This window comes from Allobosea sp. TBD101 (assembly GCF_059817965.1).
In genome coordinates, this window is record NZ_CM187543.1 from 2213466 (window position 1) to 2233779 (window position 20314).

Sequence of the window (20314 nt, forward strand, 5' to 3'; positions counted from 1 at the left end):
GGCGGTCCTGCCTTCTGGCTGGAGGGGAGGGCGGGCGGCGTCTGCGGCGTCAGCCGAAGAGCCGGAGCACGCCCTGGTCGGCCTGGTTCGCCAGCGACAGCGCCGTCTGCGAGAGCTGCTGGCGGGTGTTGAGAGCCAGCAGGCTCGCGCCTTCCTCGTTCGGGTCGGCCAGGACGAGATTGCCCGCGCCGGTGGTCAGGACGTTGGCCAGTTCCTTGGTGAAGTCCTGGCGGGTCTGGGCGACCGAGAGGTTTGAGCCGAAGGTCGAGGCCAGCGACTTCAGCGAGGTCAGGGTTCCGGTGAGGGCGGCTGTGGCCTTTTCGAGGTCGGCGTCGTTCTGGAAGTTGATAAAGCCGGCGAGTTGCGTGTTGACCGCGCGCGGGATGCCCAGGTTATCGGCGGTGATGTTCGAACCCTGGATGTCGAGCTTGGTCTGGTTCTTGCCCGTCTTCTCGTTGAAGACGATCGACAGGCGGTCGCCGGTCAGCAGGTTGATGCCGTTATAGCTCGAATCCTTGGCGAGATCGTCGATCTTGTTGCGGAGATCGTTGAACTGATCGATCAGGTTCGAGCGCACCGACGAGGTGATGCCGGAGGAGGCGATGCCGGTCGTGCGGTCGGTAGCAGCCAGGCCGAATTTGGTGTTCTGCAGGCCGGTCGCCGAATCGGTGATCGCAGCCGGGCCAGCGGCACCGGCGCCGATACCGACACCGAGCTGCTCCGAGCCGATGCCCTTGACGTTCAGGATGCCCTTCTCGTCGACGAAGGCGGAGGCGACACCCGAAGCGTTGATCGCGTTGACGACGTCGCGGACGGTCGTGTTGGCGGTCAGGGTGATGCCGATATTGGTCGTCGAGGTCGGCGCAGCCGGATTGGTGACGATCTGGATGTTGAGTTCCGGCGTCGCCGTGATGTCGATGCCGAGATCGCCCCCCGAGCTGGCGGTTGCAGGCGACGCCACGACATCACCGGCGCTGCCGATGCGCTTGTCGAGGGCGATGTCCTTCAGGCTCTTGTTGGTCGCCTGCTGCTCGGCGGCGCCGGCCAGGGTCGTACCGGTGCCGACGACGGTCGGGCGGTTCTGGGCCGCGTCGGCCTGGGCCTGCTTCACGGTCGATTGCAGCGACTGGACCAGCTTGGTGATGCCGTCGATGCCCTTGGAAGCGGTCTGGATGGTCTGGATGCCATTCGAGATGCCGTCGAGAAGGCCGGTGAGCTGGCTCGAGCGGTCGCTCAGAGAGGCGGCGGTGAAGTAGTTGACCGGGTTGTCGATCGCCGAGTTGACCTTTCGGCCCGTGGCGAGGCGGTTCTGGATCACGCCCTGCTGCGCAGTGGTCTGCTGGAGGGTCAGCAGGTTGTTGCGGACGCCGTTCGACAGGATCGTATTGGCCATTTCAGGTCCCTCTGACAGCGCGACTCGGCGCTCAACCAGCTCGTTATGGACCGACAATCCTTTGTTAAGGCTAATAATCGGTTAATGGCGGGAACCGACCCAAACGAAAAGCGGCGGAGCCTTTCGGCTCCGCCGCTCTTTTTGCTTCGTCCCGCGTTCTGCGGGCTGATCCGCTTCTGCGGACCGAAGATCAGAACAGACGCAGGACGCCCTGATCGGCCTGGTTAGCCAGCGAGAGCGCCGTCTGGGCGAGCTGCTGACGGGTCTGCAGCGCGAGCAGGGAGGCGGCCTCGGCGTTGACGTCGGCGTTGGTCAGGTTGTCGGCGCCGGTCGTCAGAACGCTCGCCATGTCCTTGGTGAAGTCCTGGCGGGTCTGGGCGACCGAGAGGTTGGCGCCGAAGGTCGAAGCGAGCGACTTCAGCGAGGTCAGCGCGCCATTGAGCGACTTGGTGGCGGTTTCCAGATCGGCATCGTTCTGGAAGTTGGTGGTGCCGGCGAGCTGGGTGTTGCCGGCCTTGGCAATGCCCAGATTGTCCGCGGTCAGGGACGTACCCTGAACGTCGAGCTTGGTCTGGTTCTTGCCGGTCTTCTCGTTGAAGACGATCGACAGGCGGTCACCACCAAGCAGGTTGATGCCGTTGAAGCCCGAATCCTTGGCGAGATCGTCGATCTTGGTACGCAGATCGTTGTACTGATCGATCAGGTTCGAGCGCACCGACGACGTGATGCCGGAGGAGGTGGCACCGGTCGTGCGGTCGGTAGCAGCCAGGCCGAACTTGGTGTTCTGCAGGCCGGTATCCGAGTCGGTGACCGCAGCCGGGCCAGCGGCACCGGCGCCGATACCGACACCGAGCGCTTCCGAGCCGGTGCCCTTGACGTTGAGCACGCCCTTCTCGTCGACGAACGCCGTGGCGACGCCCGAACCGTTGATCGCGTTGACGACGTCACGGACGGTCGTGTTGGCGGTCAGGGTGATGCCGATATTGGTCGTCGAGGTCGGCGCAGCCGGGTTGGTGACGATCTGGATGTTGAGTTCCGGCGTCGCCGTGATGTCGATGCCGAGATCGCCCGCGGCGCCGGCAGTCGCTCCCGTCACCACGGTGTCACCGGCGCTGCCGATGCGCTTGTCGAGAGCGATGTCCTTCAGGCTCTTCGAGGTCGCGGCGGCTTCGGTCGCGGTGGCCAGCGTCGTGCCGGTGCCGACAACGGCCGGCCGGTTCTGAGCTGCGTCAGCCTGAGCCTGCTTGATGGTCGACTGCAGCGAGTTCACCAGCTTGGTGACGCCGTCGATGCCCTTGGAGGCGGTCTGGATGGTCTGGATGCCGTTCGAGATGCCGTCGAGCAGGCCCGTGAGCTGGTTCGAACGATCATTCAGCGAGGCGGCGGTGAAGAAGTTGACGGGGTTGTCGATCGCGGAGTTGACGCGCTTACCGGTGGCGAGGCGGTTCTGGATCGCCAGAGCCTGAGACTGGGTCGACTGCAGCGACGCCAGGTTGTTACGCACGCCGGAGGAGAGAGAGACGGCCATTTGTATTTACCTTCTGGTAAGGAGCCTTCTGGCGCCCAGGCCGTTCTGGCCAGGACCGGGTGACCCTGCTGCGCCAGCCCGTAACAACCGGTAAATTTCAGCCGTCGAATTGAAGCGGACCGGCGGCTTGTCGGAGGATGGTTAAGCAGCCTCTAACGCAGCGCGGCATGGCTGGATGGCCGGATAGGCCGGCCCGCCGGAGCCCTAAACGCAAAGCGCCCGCGCAAAGGCGGGCGGTTTGCAGATCCGGTGGAGAGCGGGAACCCTGTCAGGCCGTCCGCTCGATCTGGTGAGAAGGCTCCTCGGCTTCTCGGGCCCGCTCGCTGAGTTCGCGCGAGTAGGCGCGCAGTTTCAGGAGTGTCTCGTCCGGCAGTTGCGAGATCGTCTCGCCGGTCTGCGGGTCCTTCTTCTGCAGCACGATCGCCCGGGTCTGCGGATCGATGATCAGCTTGCGCTCGATCGTTTCGTCTGTCGTGCGGACCGCTTCGCGATTGTTCTGGGCGTTGGCCCGGGCGCGGCGCTCGCCATCGGCACGGCTCTGCGCGTCGCGTGTCTCGGCGCGCACCTCGACATTGACGGCTGAGCCCGCAGAGGCGGATTGCACGGTCTTTTCGGGGGGAAGATCCACGGCGACGCTGCCGGCCTGGGCCGTCACGTCCGCGCGGGCGACAGGCGGAGCGCCGGTAACGGCGGCGAGCCTGGGGGCGTTGCCAAAATCCATGACCACTCCTTCTGGAGTCGTTCACGGCGCCGTTGCGCCGCTCTCGTCCTCTGCCGGGAACAGGACGTGGTTACCCGACACTGCGGAGATTGGCAGAAAAGATTGAATCCGGCGTCAAGAAATTAGGTAAATCTTTAGGGTTTCCGGCGCAGCCGCTGCGTAAACCCTTTTTATACCAAGGGGCTGGCGTTCACGGCGCAGGAGGCGAAGGGCGCTTCGCCCCGTCACAGCCGGCGCGAGACGACCAATGGCCCGGAATTGGGGCGGGCGAAGACGCCGGCGCCGACGGTGGCCGCCGGGCCGTAGCCATTGGCGCGCATCGGCCTGTTGGCGTCGGCCGCGAGATCTCGCACCACCGATTCCGAGACGGCGCGTGCCGTCGCCAGCACGATCTGGTTGGTCTCGATCAGGCCCTGGAAGGCGTGGTGCGCCTCCTTCAGCCGCTTGACCTGGTCCGGCACGAAGCGGGCGAGCGCGACGGCATTGAGCTTCACCTGCTCGACACCGCGCATATAGATGCCGGCAAGCTCGGTCTTGCGCGGCTCGCGGGTCATCGCTTCCGGCAGGCGGCCGGCGCGGACCAGCTCGGTCTCCTCGCCGACGAGATGCGAGAGGGCACCGAGCGCCTCCAGGACGGCCTCGATCAGGGCGCGCGCGCTGAGGGCGTCGGCGATGCGCGGGCGCTCGTCGAGGATCGGCTTAGCGGCCAGCATTCTGGACTCCGCCGGCGGCCTGTTCCTGCAGATTGATCAGGTCGCGCATGATCTGGTTGGACAGGCCGATGCCGCCGGCCTTTTGAATCTGCTTGGCATATTGCTGGGTCAGCTGCGAACGCCAGACACCGCCGCCGGTGCCGTTCTCGCCGAGCGGACCCTCGCCGGTCTCCCCGGCGAAGAGCTTCTCGGTCATCTGCTCGAGGAACATGGTCTCGAAATCGTCGGCCTGCTTCTTCGCCTTGGCCTTGGCCGGGTCGAGCGCGTCGGCGATGCCGCCAGCGACCTTGCCGGCGACGCCGAGGGCGAGATTCGCGGCGGGAAGCGCGAGGGCAACAGTCATCACATCACCTCGATTTCGGCCTGCAGCGCGCCTGCCGACTTGATGGCCTGGAGAATGGAGATCAGGTCGCGCGGGCCGATGCCGAGCGCGTTGAGCCCGTCGACCAGCTCGGCCAGCGATACGCTCTCGCGGACGAGGGCGAGCTTGTTGCCGCCGCCGGTGTCGACCTTGACGCTGGTCTGTGGCGTCACGACGGTGCGGCCGCGGGAGAAGGGCTCGGGCTGGGAGACCTGGGGTGTCTCGCTGATCGTGACGGTGAGGTTGCCTTGCGCCACGGCCACCGTGGAGACGCGGACGTCCTTGCCCATCACGATGATGCCGGAGCGCTCGTCGATGACGATGCGGGCGAGCTGATCGGGTTCGACGCGCAATTGCTCGATATCGGTGAGCAGCTTGATCATGTTGCCCTTGAAACGGGCGGGGATCTGCAGGACCACGGTCGAGGGATCGGTCGGCTCGGCCGAGTCACCGCCGACGAACTCGTTGATCGCGGCGGCCATGCGGCGCGCGGTGGTGAAGTCGGGATTGCGCAGCGACAGGCGCAGCGTCTGGAGCTTGTTCAGCGCAAAGTCGATCTCGCGCTCGACGACGCCGCCATTGGCGATGCGGCCGACGGTCGGCACGCCACGGGTGATCTTGCTGGCGTCGCCCTCGGCCGAGAAGCCGGAGATCGCGACCGGCCCCTGCGACACGGCATAGACCTCGCCATCGGCGCCGAGCAGGGGGGTGACGAGCAGCGTGCCGCCCTGCAGCGACTTGGAGTCGCCCATGGCGGAGACGGTCACGTCCACGCGGGTGCCCTGCGTGGCGAAGGGCGGCAGGCTGGCGGTCACCATCACGGCGGCGACATTGGCGGTACGCATGTTGGCGCCGCGGGTGTTGACGCCGAGCCGCTCCAGCATCGCCTGCAGCGACTGCTTGGTGAAGGGCGTGTTGTTGAGCGTGTCGCCGGTGCCGTTGAGGCCGACGACGATGCCGTAGCCGAGGAGCTGGTTGGTGCGCACGCCCTCGACCGAGGCGAGGTCCTTGATGCGGGAGAGCGCGAACACCGGCTGCGACGACAGGCCGACGACCACGGCCAGCATCGCGGCCAGCGGCTTCAGCAGCGTCTTCAGGGCGGGGTTGCGGAACATGTGTCTGGCACCAAGGGATAGTTGAACTCGCCACAGCCCTTGCGAGCGGCGTGCCAAACCGCTCAAAATTGAAAAGCCTTGTTTGTCAGTCCTTTGCAGTTCGGCGGCATGGTTGGGAGGCTCTTGCGGAGCCTGCGCTTCCTGCCGGGGCGGCAGTTTCTGCCGGGCAGTTTACCGGCTGTTAACCATCTTCCGGCAAGAGTTCGTTAACCCTTCCAGATCGTCGCGCGTCCTATCGGACGCAAAGTGACGATCCGGATCATTATCCAGGCATCGGATTCTTCCGAAAAGTGGCATCCACTTTTCGGTCCGATGCCCCCAGAGGCCGCCGATGATCAGGATCGACCAGCGCGCGCCCGTCTCGAATGCCGGCCCGGCCAGTTCCGCGAGGCGCTCGAGCGGCGCGGCCTTCACGCTTCCGACGCAGGACAGCACGACCGCGGCCCGCAGCAGCGGCGTCAGCGCGGCCGGCCCGCTCGACACCTTGCTCGCCGTTCAGGCGCAGGAAGATTCGCAGGATCGCAAGCGCCGGCAGGCCAGGCGCGGGCATGACCTGCTCGATGGGCTCGACCGGTTGAAGGCGGCCCTGCTCGCCGGGCGTGTGCTGCCCTCGGAGCTGGAGCGGCTGCGCACGACGCTGGCGCTCAGGCGCGAGACGACGGACGATCCGCGGCTCGACGAGGTTCTCGCCCATATCGAGTTGCGCGCCGCGGTGGAGCTCGCCAAGCTCGGCCGCTAGCTGCCTCCGCCTGATCGCCCGGATCGGAGCCATCGCAGCATGGTGCTGATCCTCACTTCGCCCGGGTGCAGTCGCTCGGTGGCGGCGCGCCCTTGAAGCGCTGTTCCATCCAGTCCACTGCGGCGGCGGCGCTGTCCTCGGCTGCCGGCAGATGGCCTACGCCCTGCAGCGCCACGAACCGCACCGAATTCCCGGCGCGGCAGAGCCTGTCGGCATAGTCGCGCGTGACCTGCGGCCTGACCAGCGTGTCGTCCGTGCCCTGCGCGAGGAAGACCGGGATGCTGCGCGGCACGAGGCCGGGCGAATTCCGATCGAGAAGCGAGCGCCAGGGCTCGTGGGCGGCGAAGTCCTCGTCGACGAGGAACTTGCGCTCCAGTGCCTTGGTCGGGCGCAGCCGGCGCAGGATATCGGACAGGCTCTCGATGCAGTCCGCGGCGAGTTCGTCGACGACGGGAATCGCCTGTGGGTAGACGACCTTGTCGAGGGGGGCCTTGTAGACGCGCGCCCACGACCAGAGGGTCATCGCGGTCAGGTTGCGGCCCCCGTCAGTCTCGATGTCGTCGGCCAGGAGCGGCCTGAGCTCGGTCGCAGGCGCGGCGGCCGCGACGCCGACCAGATCGAGCTCGGGGGCCAGGCGTTTCGCCAGGATGCCGGTGAAGAGCGCCGCGTGCCCGCCCTGCGAATGGCCCCAGACGGCGAAGCGTCGCCCGGCGGAGGCGCCGGCAAGCTGGCGAGCCGCCCGCACCGAGTCGACCACCGAGCGGCCCTCGCTCTCACCGACCAGATAGGGATGTGTCCCGGGCCCGCCGAGGCCGGCGTAATCGGTCGCCGCGACGATGTATCCGCGCGCGATCATCGCGCGCAGGCCCTGGATCGACAGGAAGATGCCGCCGGAGCGCGACGGCCCGCATTGCGGCTGGACGCCGGTCGTCGGATGGGCCCAGGCCACGACCGGGCGGCCTCCGGGCGGAACGGGTCCCGACGGGACGATCGCAATGCCAGAGACGGCGATCGGCTTGCCGTCGAGCCCGCGCGAGCGATAGAGCATCCGATAGGCCGTCGCGCCGTCGGGCGTGCCGTTCAGGATTTCCGTCCGGATCACCGTTCCGGGGAGCCCTCCGGCAATCTCGGCGGCCGTCGCCGTGTAGAGAGCCGACTGTGCCCCGGCCGGTGCGGTGGAGAAGGCGGCCGACATCCAGATCAGCAGGGTAATGACGAGCCGCATGAATGTGTCTCCGCGGAGCAGGCGCAGGCTTCAGATTCTCCGGTGATTAGCCCGGATACCGTTTAGCAATTGCTTCCGCGGCGGCGCCGGGATGTGCCGATCATGGACGGCCCGGCCGCCGGGCAGGCGGGCCGCGCATCGCTCACCGGATGAACTGGTCGACGTATTCGGCGCCCAGCCCATTGCCTGCATAATGGGCGCGGCATTTGTCGATGCGGGTGAAGACGTCGTCATAGCCGAGGCATTTGCCGTCCGGGTCGACATAGATCATCGCGCCATTGACCTGGAACATGGTGATCATCTCTTCCGTCTCGGGATCGACCACCAGCGTATGCGTCTCGCCCGGAGCCTCGTAGACATACGAGCCCTCGGTCGCGACCCAGTCATGCTCCAGATAGCGCCACTTGCCTTTCAGCACATAGCCATGGACCGGAAGCGGATGGCGGTGGCGCGAGAGCACGCCGGCGCGGCGGACCTTGAGCAGGTTCATCCAGTAGCCGCGAGAGGTGCAGAGGAGCAGAGGCCGGAACCAGACATTGTCGTCGACCGGGACCCAGACGCGCTCGTCGGTCGGGATCACGTTCGGGACGACCAGCTCCGGTGGCGATTCCTTCGGCTGGGGGTGGCGATAGGGCGTCCAGCGCTCCTCCTGCGTGGCCGCGACGGGCATCGGGCTCGTCGTGTTCATGGTGTCTCTCCCGTGCTGATGTTCTGATTCAATCCGCGCACAATTCGATTCAGGTTTGCGGCCCAAGTCCTTAGGCCGGAATCGCTTTTCTAGACGGCGAGATAGCCGCCATCGACCGGCAGTATCGCGCCGGTGACGAACTGGGCGGCGTCCGAGAGCAGGAACGCGATGGCGCCGCCGACATCGCCGGGCTTGCCCCAGCGACCCATCGGCGTGCGAGCGAGGATCGGGGCCGAGCGCTCGGTATCCTCGACCAGCGGGCGGGTCAGCTCGGTCTCGATCCAGCCAGGCGCCACCGCGTTGACGCGGATGCCCTCCTGCGCCCAGGCGGCGGCGAGCGACTTGGTGAGTTGGCCGATGCCGCCCTTCGAGGCCGCATAACCCGGCGCGAAGGGCGAGCCGTGGAAGGTCAGCATCGAGGCGATGTTGACGATGGCGCCGCCGGCCTTGTCCGCGCCCTTGGCGGCGAGCTTGTCCTTGGCGGCGAGGCACATCCGCATCGTACCGTTGAGATTGACCTCGATGGTCAGGCGGAACGCGTCGATCTCGAACTCCTTGCCGCCGCGCTGGATCATGCCGGCGCAGTTCACCAGTGCGTCGAGGCGCAGGCAGGTCGCGACGATCGCGGCGACCTCGGCGTCACGGGTCACGTCGAGCCGGGCGTGGCGGATGGCGGGGTGGGCCGGCGGCGCCGCGACCTCCTCTTCCGTCAGGCCGGTGGCGAGTACGTCATAGCCCGCGGTGGCGAGCGCGAGGGCGGCGCCGGCGCCGATGCCGCGCGTGCCGCCGGTGACGAGGGCGAATTTGGTCGAAGTCGATTGTGTCATGGAGCGAGGCTAGAGCGGCCCGCGTCCAGGGGGAAGGCAGGATGATGCAGGCCGCCATGCGATGGCGGCCGTGACGGTCAGTTCCACTTGTACTTCAAGGAGAGCATCGCCTGGCCACGCGTTTCGAAATCACTGGCAACGAGCGGCACCTTGCGCGCCAGCGTCACGTCGAGTGAGGTCTGCCACGGCAGATCGGCGAGCTTGGCGAGATCGACCGAGAGCTTCATCTCCGGGGTCATCGCAGTGTGGATGCCGTCACCCGGCGCGAAGACGTAAGTCCCACCCATCGTGAGCTGCGAGGTCAGGGTGAGGTGCGGGAACAGCTCCTGCCGGTAGCCGATCAAGGCCTCGCCGATCTGCTCGGGATTGCCGTAGAGCGAGCTGCCACCACCGGTGGCGAGACCCCAGATGAAGCCTTTGCCCGCTCCTGCCGGCTGGGCGAGGCGCCAGCGCAGCTCGGCGTTCCGGGGCGCACCGATGCTTGCCGGATCGGAGAGCGTGGTCGAGAGCGAGAAGGCACCTCGGTCCAGCTTGAAGCCGACCGAACGGTCCGGCGCCGCGCTCATCATGTGCTGGCGGGCGGCGAAGCCCTTGCGGATGATGTCGACCGGGATAGGCGCCCGCGCCCGCAGATGCGCTCCCGATGATGCGGTGGCGCGGCCGAGCACGGCCAGGCCCGGATCGAAGACGATGGCGTCGGGCTCGCTCGCGGCGAGCGCCGGCATCTCGTCCGCGTCGGGATCGATCAATGCGCCGCGTGGGATCGGCAGCGGCGTTGCAGGCTGCTCCTCGTCCGTAAGCGGGGCGGAGGCGAGGGTCGGACTGAACAGCGCCGCGAGAAGGATTGCGGCCGGCTGGAGGCCGGCGCGGATATCGAAAATGAAACGGAACACGTCGTTCGTCCTGTCGCTATGACGAGCGGCAGGACAGGCTAGGCGGGGAAGATGCCGATTTTGCGGCAGTGCAACATAAAGATTGTTGCGTGAGATTGCCCGAAAGCCGCGCTACCCCCGCCGCCCCGAACCCGCGGCGCGCTTTCCCTTCGGCCGAGATCGGCCGAAGGACAAGAATTCGCGCCTAATCAAATCACTGAGCATGTTCCGCAAAAGTGGTTTCCACTTTTGCGGAACATGCTCTAGGAAGCGACCCAGCCGGGAATGGTGGGCGAAAGCCGCCGTTTCGGATCGTTCTATCTGGAGAGAACAGGGGTCATCGCATGAGCAAGATCAAGGTCGCCAACCCGGTCGTCGACATGGACGGCGACGAGATGACCCGGATCATCTGGCAGAAGATCAAGGACACCCTGATCTTCCCGTATCTGGATCTCGAGCTCGACTATTACGACCTCTCGGTCGAGAACCGCGACGCAACCAATGACCAGGTCACGATCGACGCCGCCAACGCCACCAAGAAGCATGGCGTCGCGGTCAAGTGCGCGACCATCACGCCGGACGAAGGCCGCGTGAAGGAGTTCAACCTCAAGGAAATGTGGAAGTCGCCGAACGGCACGATCCGCAACATCCTCGGCGGCGTGATCTTCCGCGAGCCGATCATCTGCAAGAACGTGCCGCGCCTGGTGCCGGGCTGGACCCAGCCGATCGTCATCGGCCGTCACGCCTTCGGCGACCAGTACCGCGCGACCGACTTCAAGTTCCCGGGCAAGGGCACGCTCTCGATCAAGTTCGTTGGCGAGGACGGCAAGGTCATCGAGAAGGAGGTCTTCAAGGCCCCCGAGGCTGGCGTCGCCATGGCGATGTACAATCTCGACGACTCGATCCGCGACTTCGCCCGCGCCTCGCTGAACTACGGCCTGATCCGCAAGTACCCGGTCTATCTCTCGACCAAGAACACCATCCTCAAGACCTATGATGGCCGCTTCAAGGACATCTTCGAGGAGATCTACCAGGCCGAGTTCAAGGCCGAGTTCGACAAGCTCGGCATCACCTACGAGCACCGCCTGATCGACGACATGGTCGCCTCCGCGATGAAGTGGTCGGGTGGCTATGTCTGGGCCTGCAAGAACTACGACGGCGACGTGCAGTCCGACACGGTGGCGCAGGGCTTCGGCTCGCTGGGCCTGATGACCTCGGTGCTGATGACGCCCGACGGCAAGACCGTCGAGGCCGAGGCCGCGCACGGCACGGTGACCCGTCACTATCGCGAGCACCAGAAGGGCAAGGAGACCTCGACGAACTCGATCGCCTCGATCTTCGCCTGGACCCGTGGCCTCGCGCACCGCGCCAAGCTCGACAACAATGCCGAGCTCGCCAAGTTCGCTTCGCTGCTGGAGAAGGTCACGGTCGACACGGTCGAGGCCGGCGACATGACCAAGGACCTCGCCCTGCTGGTCGGCGCCGAGCAGAAGTGGCTCTCGACCACCGGCTTCCTCGAGAAGGTCAGCGACAACATGCGCAAGGCGATGGCCGCCTGATTTCAGGCGCTCGCTTGCGTGGTATGAGAAGCCCGGCCGAAAGGCCGGGCTTTTTCATGCGCCGCGCCAGCTCGCAGTGATCAGGCCTTCCGGGCCACGATATAGGGGCGCCAGTGCGTGCCCTTGCTCGCATGGTTCTCGACGTTCAGAATCTGAAAACCCGTTGCAGACACGCGTTCCTTCAGCTCCGCCGCGCGGAAGACGGCAGCATAGGGCGCCAGCCGGAGCGCCCGCATCACGGGCAGGGCAGCGTATCCGACGAGCGGGTTCATGTCCCTGATACAGGGGGTCTTGGAGATGAACAGCCCGCCCTCGGCGAGCAGCGCATGGATACGGCGCAGCGTGCCAGGCAGGTCACGCACCAGATGGAGGTAGCTGAAGCCCAGAACGGCGTCGAAACGCTCGTCGGGTGCGAGCGCTTCCACTGTCGCGACGCGGAAGCTCAACCCTGGGATCGTCTCGGTCGCCTGCTTCTGCTCGGCAATCGCGATCATGCCGGTGGAGATATCGGTCGCCAGATAGCTTTGCACGCTATCGGCCAGTCTGAGCGCCGTCGATCCGGTGCCGCAGCCGAGTTCCAGCACCCGGTCCTGCGGTTTCAGCAATTCACGCGTGCGATCCAGCGTGCGTTCATAGCCGGCCTGATCCGAGATGGTGCTGCGGGCATACCGGCTGGACGTTCGATCCCAGAAACGGGCGTCATTCACGGCGTTCATCCTTCGTCGCTCCCTTGGGTAAGGACGGTATAGGCAGCGAAGATTGCTGGAATTTTACGCGAAGGGGCTCATTCGACCTTCACGACGCGCCGCGCGAGAATGCGATGCTCCGCCAGCGGCGCATGCAGAATATAGCGCAGCTCATAGACGCCCGGCTGGTCCGGTGCCTCCAGCGTCGCCTCGACATTCTCGGCCGGGAAGAAGCGCGGGCCGTCGGCATCGGCCGGCGCTTCGGGCTTCACCAGCATGACGCGGTCCTGCTCGCCATTCGGGCCGATGCCGCGCACAGGCAGGCCCTGGCCGCGGCCGACGCGCTCCGGCGCCGCCAGCGTCGCGCGCGGCTCGGTCGTGGCGAGCGGCTGGCGCAGCAGGATCACGGGCGCGCCGTCCTTCTCCATGGTGAGGCGCAGTTCATAAGCGCCGACGGCGCCCGGCGTCGGCAGGGCGGGGACCGCAGTCTTGGGCTCGACGACGACGATCGCTTTGCTTGCGGGATCGTCCGTCCGGGCGATGGCGAGGCGGGCGCCTTGCGGTGCATTGCTCAGGAAGACGCTGAGCGGCGCGCCGGCGACGATCGTGCGGGCCGCGGAGAGGGCAGGGGTGTCGCTGCGGCGCGGAGCGGGTTTCGTTTGCGCAGCAGCCAGCACCGGCAGGAGCAGGGCAGCGAGCGCGATCAGGGAGCGGCGTTTCACGTTCATCCTCTCGCCAGCGTCCGAATGCGCTCGGCAAGCCGGGGGTGGCGCGTGGTCAGTGCCCGGAAATCGACGGGATCGAGCACCAGAAGCTTGGAAGGAGCCGTCGCCACCGCTGCTTGCGGGCAGGGGGAATGGCTTGCGATGGCGATATCATCGAGTTGGAGTTCGCCGAAAAAATGGCCTTCGTCGAGCCGGTCGCGACTATTGGCGAGCGCGACCTCGACCTCGCCGCTGGCGATGAAATAGAGCGCCCGGCCGGGCTCGCCCTGATGCATGATAACCGCGCCTGAACGCACCGACTGGGCGCGCAGGAACTGCATCACGGTGGCGATCTCGCTCGCGTCGAGCCCGCCGAACAGCGGCACACGCGCGATCATGCTCCAGGTCACGACGAATTCGCGCCGGTGGATCTCCTGCGCGAAGGCCGTGGCGACGATGCCGACCGGCAGGGCCAGCATGACGAGGCCAAGCACGGCGGTGACAGCCGCGACACCCTTGCCGGCCACTGTCACCGGATAGACATCGCCATACCCGACCGTGGTCAAGGTGATGATCGCCCACCACATCGCATCGGGGATCGTGCCGAACTTGTCGGGCTGGGCTTCATGCTCGACGAGATGCATGGCACTCGCCGCGACCAGCATCACGCCCATCAGGATGACGAAGCAGGCGACCAGCGCCTTGCGCTCCGCCGTCAGCGCCGCCGCGAGCGAGGCCATGCCGGGCGAATAGCGCCCGAGCTTGAAGAAGCGCAGCAGGCGCAGCAGCAGGAGGATCCGGATTTCGCCGAAGCCGACCAGGTTGGCGGCGAGCGGCAGGATCGCGAGCAGGTCGATGATGGCCGGGAAGGAGCGGAGATAGGCGAGCCGCGCGCGGGTCGCGCTCATCCCACGATAGCGGGCATGCTCGGGCGCGATCCAGATGCGGATGGCGTATTCGACCGTGAAGACCGCGAGCGAGATGCGCTCCAGCAGATCGAAGCCCGGCCCGAAGCGGGCGGCGAGCGTGGGGACCGATTCCAGCACGATCGCCAGCACGTTGGCGCAGATCAACGCGACCAGTGCCCGGTGGATCACGGTGGCGACGAGATCGTCGCCGGCGCCGTGGTCGAGCCACAGGTGAACCTGCCACCGCCAGCCCCTTTGAGGCGTGGCGGCGGCCATCTCCGCCTCAGCCCATCGCCGCCGCGACGGCGTCGAGCGCGGCTTGCGCCTTGCTGCCGTCCGGCCCGCCGGCCTGGGCCATGTCGCGGCGTCCGCCGCCACCCTTGCCGCCGAGCTGCTCGGAGGCGACGCGGACCAGCGCGACCGCGTCGAAGCGCTCGGTCATATCAGGCGTGACGCCGACGACGACGCCGGCCTTGCCGTCATCGGCGACGCCGACGATGGCGACGACACCGGAGCCGACGCGCGTCTTGGCTTCGTCGGCCAGGCTCTTCAGGTCCTTCATCTCGATGCCGGTGACCGCACGGGCCAGGAGCTTCGCGCCGGCGATCTCCTGGATCGGATCCTCGGCCGCGCCGCCGCCGCCCATGGCGAGCTTCTTGCGGGCCTCGGTCAATTCGCGGTCGAGCTTGCGGCGTTCCTCGATCAGCGCGGCCAGGCGGTTGCCGGCCTCGTTGGCTGGGACCTTGAGCAGGCTCGCGAGCCCGTCGAGCAGGCGCGATTCCTCGTTGAGGCGCAGGCGCGCACCATTGCCGGTCATGGCTTCGAGGCGGCGCACGCCGGCCGCCACCGCGCCTTCGCCGACGACGCTGACGAGGCCGATATCACCGGTGCGCGAGGCATGGGTGCCGCCGCAGAGCTCGACCGAATAGGCGCGGCCGGCCGGGTTCGTACCCATCGCGACGACGCGAACCTCGTCGCCGTATTTCTCGCCGAAGAGAGCCCGCGCCCCGGACGCGATCGCCTCGTCGACGCTCATCAGGCGGGTGGTGACCGGCTCGTTCTGGAGGATGATCGCATTGGCGATCTCCTCGACCTCGCGCAGTTCCTCGGCGCTGATGGGCTTCGGATGCGAGAAGTCGAAGCGCAGGCGGTCGGCCGAGACCAGCGAGCCCTTCTGCGCGACATGGTCGCCGAGGACGAGGCGCAGTGCCTCGTGCAGCAGGTGTGTTGCCGAATGGTTGGCTCGGATCGCGGTGCGGCGCTCATGGTCGACGACGAGCTCGACGGCGGCGCCGAGCTTGAGCTCGCCTTCCTTGACCGTGACGCTATGGGCGAAGACGTCGCCGAGCTTCTTCTGGACGTCGGAGACCTCGACGACCGTGCCCGGCGCCTTGACCTGGCCGGCATCGCCGACCTGGCCGCCGGACTCGCCGTAGAACGGGGTCTGGTTGACCAGCATGAAGCCGCTCTCGCCGGCCTTCAGGGTCTGGACCTCGGCATTGTCGCGGATCAGCGCGGTGACGACGCCCTCGGCGGTCTCGGTGTCGTAGCCCAGGAACTCGGTCGCGCCGACCTTGTCGCGCAGCGGGAACCAGAGCGTCTCGGTTGCAGCCTCGCCGGAGCCGGACCAGGCGGCCCGCGCCTTGGCCTTCTGCTGCTGCATGGCGGCGTCGAAGCCCTCGATATCGACCGTGATCTCGCGGGCGCGCAGCGCGTCCTGCGTCAGGTCGAGCGGGAAGCCATAGGTGTCGTAGAGCGTGAAGGCGACATCGCCCTTGAGGCTCTGGCCGGCGGTCAGGTCCTTCGAGGCGTCGTCGAGCAGGGTGAGGCCGCGCGCCAGCGTGGTGCGGAAGCGCGTTTCCTCGAGCTTCAGCGTCTCGGTGATCAGAGCCTCGGCGCGCAGCAATTCGGGATAGGCGCGGCCCATCTCGCGGGTGAGGGCAGGTACAAGCTTGTAGAGCAGCGGCTCCTTGGCGCCGAGGAGCTGCGCATGGCGCATGCCGCGGCGCATGATCCGGCGCAGGACATAGCCGCGACCTTCGTTCGAAGGCAGCACGCCATCGGCGATCAGGAAGGACGCGCAGCGCAGATGGTCGGCGATGACGCGATGGCTCGCCTTCATCGGGCCGTCCGGGTCGACCGAGGTCAGGTCGGCGATAGCCGTGATCAGGGCGCGGAACAGGTCGATATTGTAGTTGTCATGCGTGCCCTGGAGGACGGCCGCGATGCGCTCCAGCCCCATGCCGGTATCGATCGAAGGGCGGGGCAGGTTGGTGCGGATGCCGCCGGCCGCTTCCTCGTACTGCATGAACACGAGGTTCCAGATCTCGATGAAGCGATCGCCGTCCTGCTCGGCCGAGCCGGGCGGGCCGCCCCAGATATGGTCGCCGTGATCGTAGAAGATCTCGGAGCAGGGACCGCAGGGGCCGGTATCGCCCATCCGCCAGAAGTTATCCGAGGTGGGGATGCGGATGATCTTGTCGTCGGTCAGGCCTGCGATCTTCTTCCAGAGCGCGTGCGCCTCGTCGTCCTCGGAATAGACGGTGACCGTCAGCTTGTCCTTGGGCAGGCCGAATTCGCGGGTGACCAGCGTCCAGGCGTGGTGGATCGCCTGTTCCTTGAAATAGTCGCCGAAGGAGAAGTTCCCCAGCATCTCGAAGAAAGTGTGGTGACGCGCGGTGTAGCCGACATTGTCGAGGTCGTTGTGCTTGCCGCCGGCGCGCACGCATTTCTGGGCCGTGGTGGCGCGCGAATAGGGGCGCTTCTCCTGGCCGGTGAAGACGTTCTTGAACTGCACCATGCCCGAATTGGCGAACATCAGCGTCGGGTCGTTGCGCGGCACGAGTGGGCTCGACGGCACGATCTCGTGGCCCTGGGACTTGAAGTAGTCGAGGAAGGTCGACCGGATATCGTTGACGCCGCTCATCGCTCTTTTGCGCTCTGATCTTGGGCAGGAGGCCGGGCTCGCGCTCGGCGGGAAGAACCGGTTCTAGTCAGGCGGTTGGCGCCTGTCCAGAAAGCTTGATGCAGCGCACCAGCCGCAAGGCCTTACTCTGAAACGAAAAGGCGGCCCGGAGGGCCGCCTTCGCATTCGTTCCGGATCGGGAAGGCCGTCTCAGGCCTCGCCTTCGTCGAGATCGTCCGCGGTCGGGTCCGCCTGATCGAGGATGCGGTCGGCGACGAGGCCGGAATTCTGGCGGATCGTCGCTTCGATCTTGGCGGCGACGTCCGGGTTGGTCTTGAGGAAGGTCTTGGCGTTCTCGCGGCCCTGGCCAAGGCGCTGGCTGTCGAAGGAGAACCACGCGCCGGCCTTCTCGACCATGCCGGCCTTGACGCCGAGATCGATCAGTTCGCCGACCTTCGAGATGCCCTCGCCGAACATGATGTCGAACTCGACCTGCTTGAAGGGCGGCGCGACCTTGTTCTTGACGACCTTGACGCGAACCTGGTTGCCGGTCGCCTCGTCGCGCTCCTTCAGCGTCGAGACGCGGCGGATGTCGAGGCGCACCGAAGCATAGAACTTGAGCGCGTTGCCGCCGGTCGTGGTCTCCGGCGAACCGTACATCACGCCGATCTTCATGCGAATCTGGTTGATGAAGATGACCATGCAGTTCGAGCGCGAGATCGAGGCGGTGAGCTTGCGCAGGGCCTGGCTCATCAGGCGGGCCTGGAGGCCCGGCTGGACGTCGCCCATCTCGCCCTCGATCTCGGCGCGGGGCGTCAGCGCCGCGACGGAGTCGACCACGAGCACGTCGATCGCGCCGGAGCGGACGAGCGTGTCGGTGATTTCAAGTGCCTGCTCGCCGGTATCGGGCTGCGAGATCAGCAGGTCGTCGAGATTGACGCCGAGCTTGCGGGCATAGACCGGGTCGAGCGCATGTTCGGCATCGACGAAGGCGCAAACGCCGCCCTTCTTCTGGGCCTCGGCGATGGTGTGCAGCGCCAGCGTGGTCTTGCCCGAGGATTCCGGCCCGTAGATCTCGATGACGCGGCCCTTGGGCAGGCCGCCGACGCCGAGCGCGATGTCGAGGCCGAGCGAACCGGTCGAAATCGTCTCGATCTCGATCGCCTGCGGGTTCTTGCCGAGCCGCATGATCGAGCCTTTGCCGAAGGCGCGTTCGATCTGGGAGAGCGCCGCATCCAGCGCCTTGGCCTTGTCCATCGAGGAGCCTTCCACGAGTTTGAGATTCGCCTGATTCACGTTTCGGGCTCCTTATGGCAGGGCGACGGGGACATCTCAATGCGTCTTGACATGAGAATGGTCACGCTTTGTTCCTGTCGGCAAGTTCTTTTTTTGTTCTCGATGTCAGTTCCTGTCAGGAGGCGGTTGCTGGGCGTTATGGAGCGCTTGTCCCAGGGGACTGCGCTGCTCGCGCCAGTGCTGCTGCCGCCCGGCCCGCCGCTTCGATATAGCCGGGGTCGCGATGCACCAGCATAATGGAGAACGCACCGTCCATCAGCAGGACGACCTGGCGGGCCAGCTCGGCTGAGGGCGGGATGCCGCCCGCCGCGCAGGCGCCGGCGAGCCAGGCCTCGAAGCCGGCCTTGTGGCGCGCGCCGATTCTGACGGCGGGGTGGCCGGGCAGCGGGGCGAGTTCGGCGGCGGTACGCAGAAAGCCGCAGCCCTTCCAGCGCGGATGGCGCGCCGAGCGGGCGAGCTGACGGAAGATCGCTTCGATTTTGTCCGGCAGTCCCCCGTCGGCTTCGTCGAACCACCGCGCCATGAGGGCGAGATTGGGCTGGTCGCGCGCGTCGAGATAGGCTGCGACGAGATCGTCCTTGCTCTCGAAATGATAATAGAGCGTACGCTTGGTCACCCCGGCCTTTGCTGCGACCGAGTCGACGCTGACCGCGCGGATTCCCTCATCATAGAAGAGCCGGCTGGCGGCATCGACGATGCGCTTGCGGGTAGGGCTGTCGGGCTTCTTCATGATCGAGGTATACCGTATAGGTAGTATACATGACAGAGCCGAGCAGACAGCCTTCCGCGGTCGATGACCCAGGAGGTTTTCATGCCTGACCATGATCCCGTTCTCTTCGCCAGCACTGGCGGAATCGCCACGCTGACACTTAACCGGCCCGACAAGCTCAATGCGCTGAGCTACGAGTTGATCGACCGACTGCTCGCCCATCTCGACGTCATCGAGGACGACCCGGCCATTCGTGTCGTCATCCTGACGGGCGCCGGGGAACGCGCCTTTTCCGCGGGGGGCGACATTCCCCAGTTCTCAGGCAGCGTCGCCTCGAGCCCGGAGACCGCGGTGCGCGACTTCGTTCGGCGCGGCCAACGGCTGACCGCACGGCTGGAAGCGTTCTGCAAGCCGGTGATCGCCGCAGTGAACGGTCTCGCCTATGGCGGCGGCTGCGAAATTACAGAAGCGGTTTCGCTCGCCATCGCGAGCGAGCGGGCGACCTTCGCCAAGCCGGAGATCAATCTCGGCATGCCGCCGACCTTCGGTGGGACGCAGCGCCTGCCGCGGCTGGCCGGCCGAAAGCGCGCGCTGGAGCTGCTCCTGACCGGGGATCCCTTCCCAGCTGCGCGGGCGCTGGAGCTGGGGTTGGTCAATCACGTCGCGGCGCATCATGACCTGCTGCCGGCAGCGCATGAACTGGCCCAGCGGATCATGCGGCATTCCCCGTTGGCGACGGCCAGTATCCTGGCGGCGGTCACCCGTGGCATCAATGCCAGCATCGGCGAAGGGCTCTTGATCGAGAGCGAGCAGTTCGCACGCATTGCACCGACCGCGGACCTGCGTGAGGGGCTGGACGCGTGGATGGGGCGGCGCGCTCCGCGCTATATCGGCTCCTGGTCGCGGACTGCGGGACGGGGAGAGGCGTGATGACGGACCATACCACCTTTTCACGCGAGAGCTTGGCCGCCTTCCGCGCTGCGGACAGGGCGGGGCCGGTCCAGATGCTCAACCTGATTCGCCTGCATGAGCTGGCGCAGTATCCTGACGGGCGAGGTGGATCTGGGGTCGAGGCCTTCTCCGCCTACGGCCGGATCAGCGAGCCGGTCCTGGCGCGGTTGGGTGGGCGCATCCTGTGGCGGGGCCGCTTTGAGCAGATGCTGATCGGGCCTGAAGCAGAGAATTGGGATGTCTGCTTCATCGCCGAATATCCAAGCGTCGAGGCTTTCGCGGCGCTGTTTCGCGATCCCGTCTACCGTGAGGCGATGCAACACCGACTGGCGGCCGTGAGGGACTGCCGGCTCGTACGATACGGCGCGAGCGTTGCGGGCTCGCGCTTCTCAAACGCCTGAAGCCAGGGCTGGC

At 66.6% G+C, this 20314-nt stretch carries 20 protein-coding genes; 4 read left to right on the plus strand and 16 right to left on the minus strand.

Going from position 1 to position 20314, the window contains the following annotated elements; all coding sequences use genetic code 11:
• Positions 1-49: 49 nt before the first annotated feature.
• From AC6RIC_RS10625 to AC6RIC_RS10650, 6 genes are all read right to left on the minus strand, one after another.
• Positions 50-1393: a flagellin N-terminal helical domain-containing protein gene (locus AC6RIC_RS10625; RefSeq protein WP_499736140.1), complete on the minus strand. Its 1344-nt coding sequence runs from the start codon at positions 1391-1393 to the stop codon at positions 50-52.
• Between the two features lie 190 nt (positions 1394-1583).
• Positions 1584-2921: a flagellin N-terminal helical domain-containing protein gene (locus tag AC6RIC_RS10630; RefSeq protein ID WP_499736141.1), complete on the minus strand. Its 1338-nt coding sequence runs from the start codon at positions 2919-2921 to the stop codon at positions 1584-1586.
• A gap of 268 nt (positions 2922-3189) precedes the next feature.
• Entirely contained in the window at positions 3190-3642 is a 453-nt protein-coding gene (locus AC6RIC_RS10635) for a hypothetical protein (protein ID WP_499736142.1), read from the minus strand.
• A 224-nt stretch (positions 3643-3866) separates the two neighbouring features.
• The gene (locus tag AC6RIC_RS10640; protein ID WP_499736143.1) at positions 3867-4355 is read right to left on the minus strand and encodes a hypothetical protein; all 489 of its coding nucleotides are present in this window, start codon (positions 4353-4355) and stop codon (positions 3867-3869) included.
• Entirely contained in the window at positions 4342-4698 is a 357-nt protein-coding gene (locus AC6RIC_RS10645; protein ID WP_499736144.1) for a rod-binding protein, read from the minus strand. The genes AC6RIC_RS10640 and AC6RIC_RS10645 overlap by 14 nt, the downstream gene beginning before the upstream one ends.
• On the minus strand, positions 4698-5783 hold the full coding sequence (locus tag AC6RIC_RS10650) for a flagellar basal body P-ring protein FlgI (protein ID WP_454658970.1): 1086 nt from the start codon (positions 5781-5783) through the stop codon (positions 4698-4700). Before AC6RIC_RS10650 ends, AC6RIC_RS10645 begins: the two co-directional genes overlap by 1 nt.
• 379 nt (positions 5784-6162) lie before the next feature.
• On the opposite strand from AC6RIC_RS10650, the gene AC6RIC_RS10655 reads away from it, so the two are divergent.
• Entirely contained in the window at positions 6163-6570 is a 408-nt protein-coding gene (locus AC6RIC_RS10655; protein ID WP_499736145.1) for a flagellar assembly protein FliX, read from the plus strand.
• A 52-nt stretch (positions 6571-6622) separates the two neighbouring features.
• Here AC6RIC_RS10655 and AC6RIC_RS10660 read toward each other — a convergent pair whose 3' ends face one another.
• The 4 genes from AC6RIC_RS10660 to AC6RIC_RS10675 all read right to left on the minus strand — a co-directional run bounded on the left by AC6RIC_RS10660 (position 6623) and on the right by AC6RIC_RS10675 (position 10203).
• The gene (locus AC6RIC_RS10660) at positions 6623-7795 is read right to left on the minus strand and encodes a lipase family protein (RefSeq protein ID WP_499736146.1); all 1173 of its coding nucleotides are present in this window, start codon (positions 7793-7795) and stop codon (positions 6623-6625) included.
• Between the two features lie 142 nt (positions 7796-7937).
• A complete protein-coding gene (locus AC6RIC_RS10665) occupies positions 7938-8483 on the minus strand; it encodes a 2,4'-dihydroxyacetophenone dioxygenase family protein (RefSeq protein WP_454656319.1) in 546 nt (181 codons plus the stop codon).
• Positions 8484-8572: 89 nt separating this feature from the next.
• On the minus strand, positions 8573-9310 hold the full coding sequence (locus AC6RIC_RS10670; RefSeq protein ID WP_499736147.1) for an SDR family NAD(P)-dependent oxidoreductase: 738 nt from the start codon (positions 9308-9310) through the stop codon (positions 8573-8575).
• Between the two features lie 77 nt (positions 9311-9387).
• Positions 9388-10203 carry a hypothetical protein gene (locus tag AC6RIC_RS10675; RefSeq protein WP_499736148.1) on the minus strand — a complete coding sequence of 272 codons (816 nt, stop codon included), beginning with the start codon at positions 10201-10203 and terminating at the stop codon, positions 9388-9390.
• Between the two features lie 323 nt (positions 10204-10526).
• Between AC6RIC_RS10675 and AC6RIC_RS10680 the strand changes: the two genes are divergently transcribed.
• A complete protein-coding gene (locus AC6RIC_RS10680; RefSeq protein ID WP_454656322.1) occupies positions 10527-11741 on the plus strand; it encodes an NADP-dependent isocitrate dehydrogenase in 1215 nt (404 codons plus the stop codon).
• A gap of 80 nt (positions 11742-11821) precedes the next feature.
• On the opposite strand, the gene AC6RIC_RS10685 is transcribed toward AC6RIC_RS10680, so the two are convergent.
• The 6 genes from AC6RIC_RS10685 to AC6RIC_RS10710 all read right to left on the minus strand — a co-directional run bounded on the left by AC6RIC_RS10685 (position 11822) and on the right by AC6RIC_RS10710 (position 18970).
• Positions 11822-12457, minus strand: coding sequence for a class I SAM-dependent methyltransferase (locus AC6RIC_RS10685; protein WP_499736149.1), 636 nt, complete (start codon positions 12455-12457; stop codon positions 11822-11824).
• 68 nt (positions 12458-12525) lie between these two features.
• Positions 12526-13149 carry a hypothetical protein gene (locus tag AC6RIC_RS10690; protein ID WP_499736150.1) on the minus strand — a complete coding sequence of 208 codons (624 nt, stop codon included), beginning with the start codon at positions 13147-13149 and terminating at the stop codon, positions 12526-12528.
• A 2-nt stretch (positions 13150-13151) separates the two neighbouring features.
• Positions 13152-14315, minus strand: coding sequence for a cyclic nucleotide-gated ion channel (locus AC6RIC_RS10695; protein ID WP_499736151.1), 1164 nt, complete (start codon positions 14313-14315; stop codon positions 13152-13154).
• A 7-nt stretch (positions 14316-14322) separates the two neighbouring features.
• The gene (gene alaS / locus AC6RIC_RS10700) at positions 14323-16965 is read right to left on the minus strand and encodes an alanine--tRNA ligase (protein WP_499736152.1); all 2643 of its coding nucleotides are present in this window, start codon (positions 16963-16965) and stop codon (positions 14323-14325) included.
• Positions 16966-17154: 189 nt separating this feature from the next.
• Positions 17155-18201 (minus strand): recombinase RecA, encoded by a 1047-nt coding sequence (gene recA / locus AC6RIC_RS10705; RefSeq protein WP_257732354.1) that lies wholly within the window; start codon positions 18199-18201, stop codon positions 17155-17157.
• A gap of 175 nt (positions 18202-18376) precedes the next feature.
• The gene (locus AC6RIC_RS10710) at positions 18377-18970 is read right to left on the minus strand and encodes a TetR/AcrR family transcriptional regulator (RefSeq protein WP_454656327.1); all 594 of its coding nucleotides are present in this window, start codon (positions 18968-18970) and stop codon (positions 18377-18379) included.
• A gap of 81 nt (positions 18971-19051) precedes the next feature.
• Here AC6RIC_RS10710 and AC6RIC_RS10715 point away from each other — a divergent pair, with 81 nt between their 5' ends.
• Both AC6RIC_RS10715 and AC6RIC_RS10720 read left to right on the plus strand, forming a co-directional pair.
• A complete protein-coding gene (locus tag AC6RIC_RS10715) occupies positions 19052-19879 on the plus strand; it encodes a crotonase/enoyl-CoA hydratase family protein (protein WP_499736153.1) in 828 nt (275 codons plus the stop codon).
• Positions 19879-20301 carry a DUF1330 domain-containing protein gene (locus AC6RIC_RS10720; protein WP_499736154.1) on the plus strand — a complete coding sequence of 141 codons (423 nt, stop codon included), beginning with the start codon at positions 19879-19881 and terminating at the stop codon, positions 20299-20301. The genes AC6RIC_RS10715 and AC6RIC_RS10720 overlap by 1 nt, the downstream gene beginning before the upstream one ends.
• Positions 20302-20314: the final 13 nt, after the last annotated feature.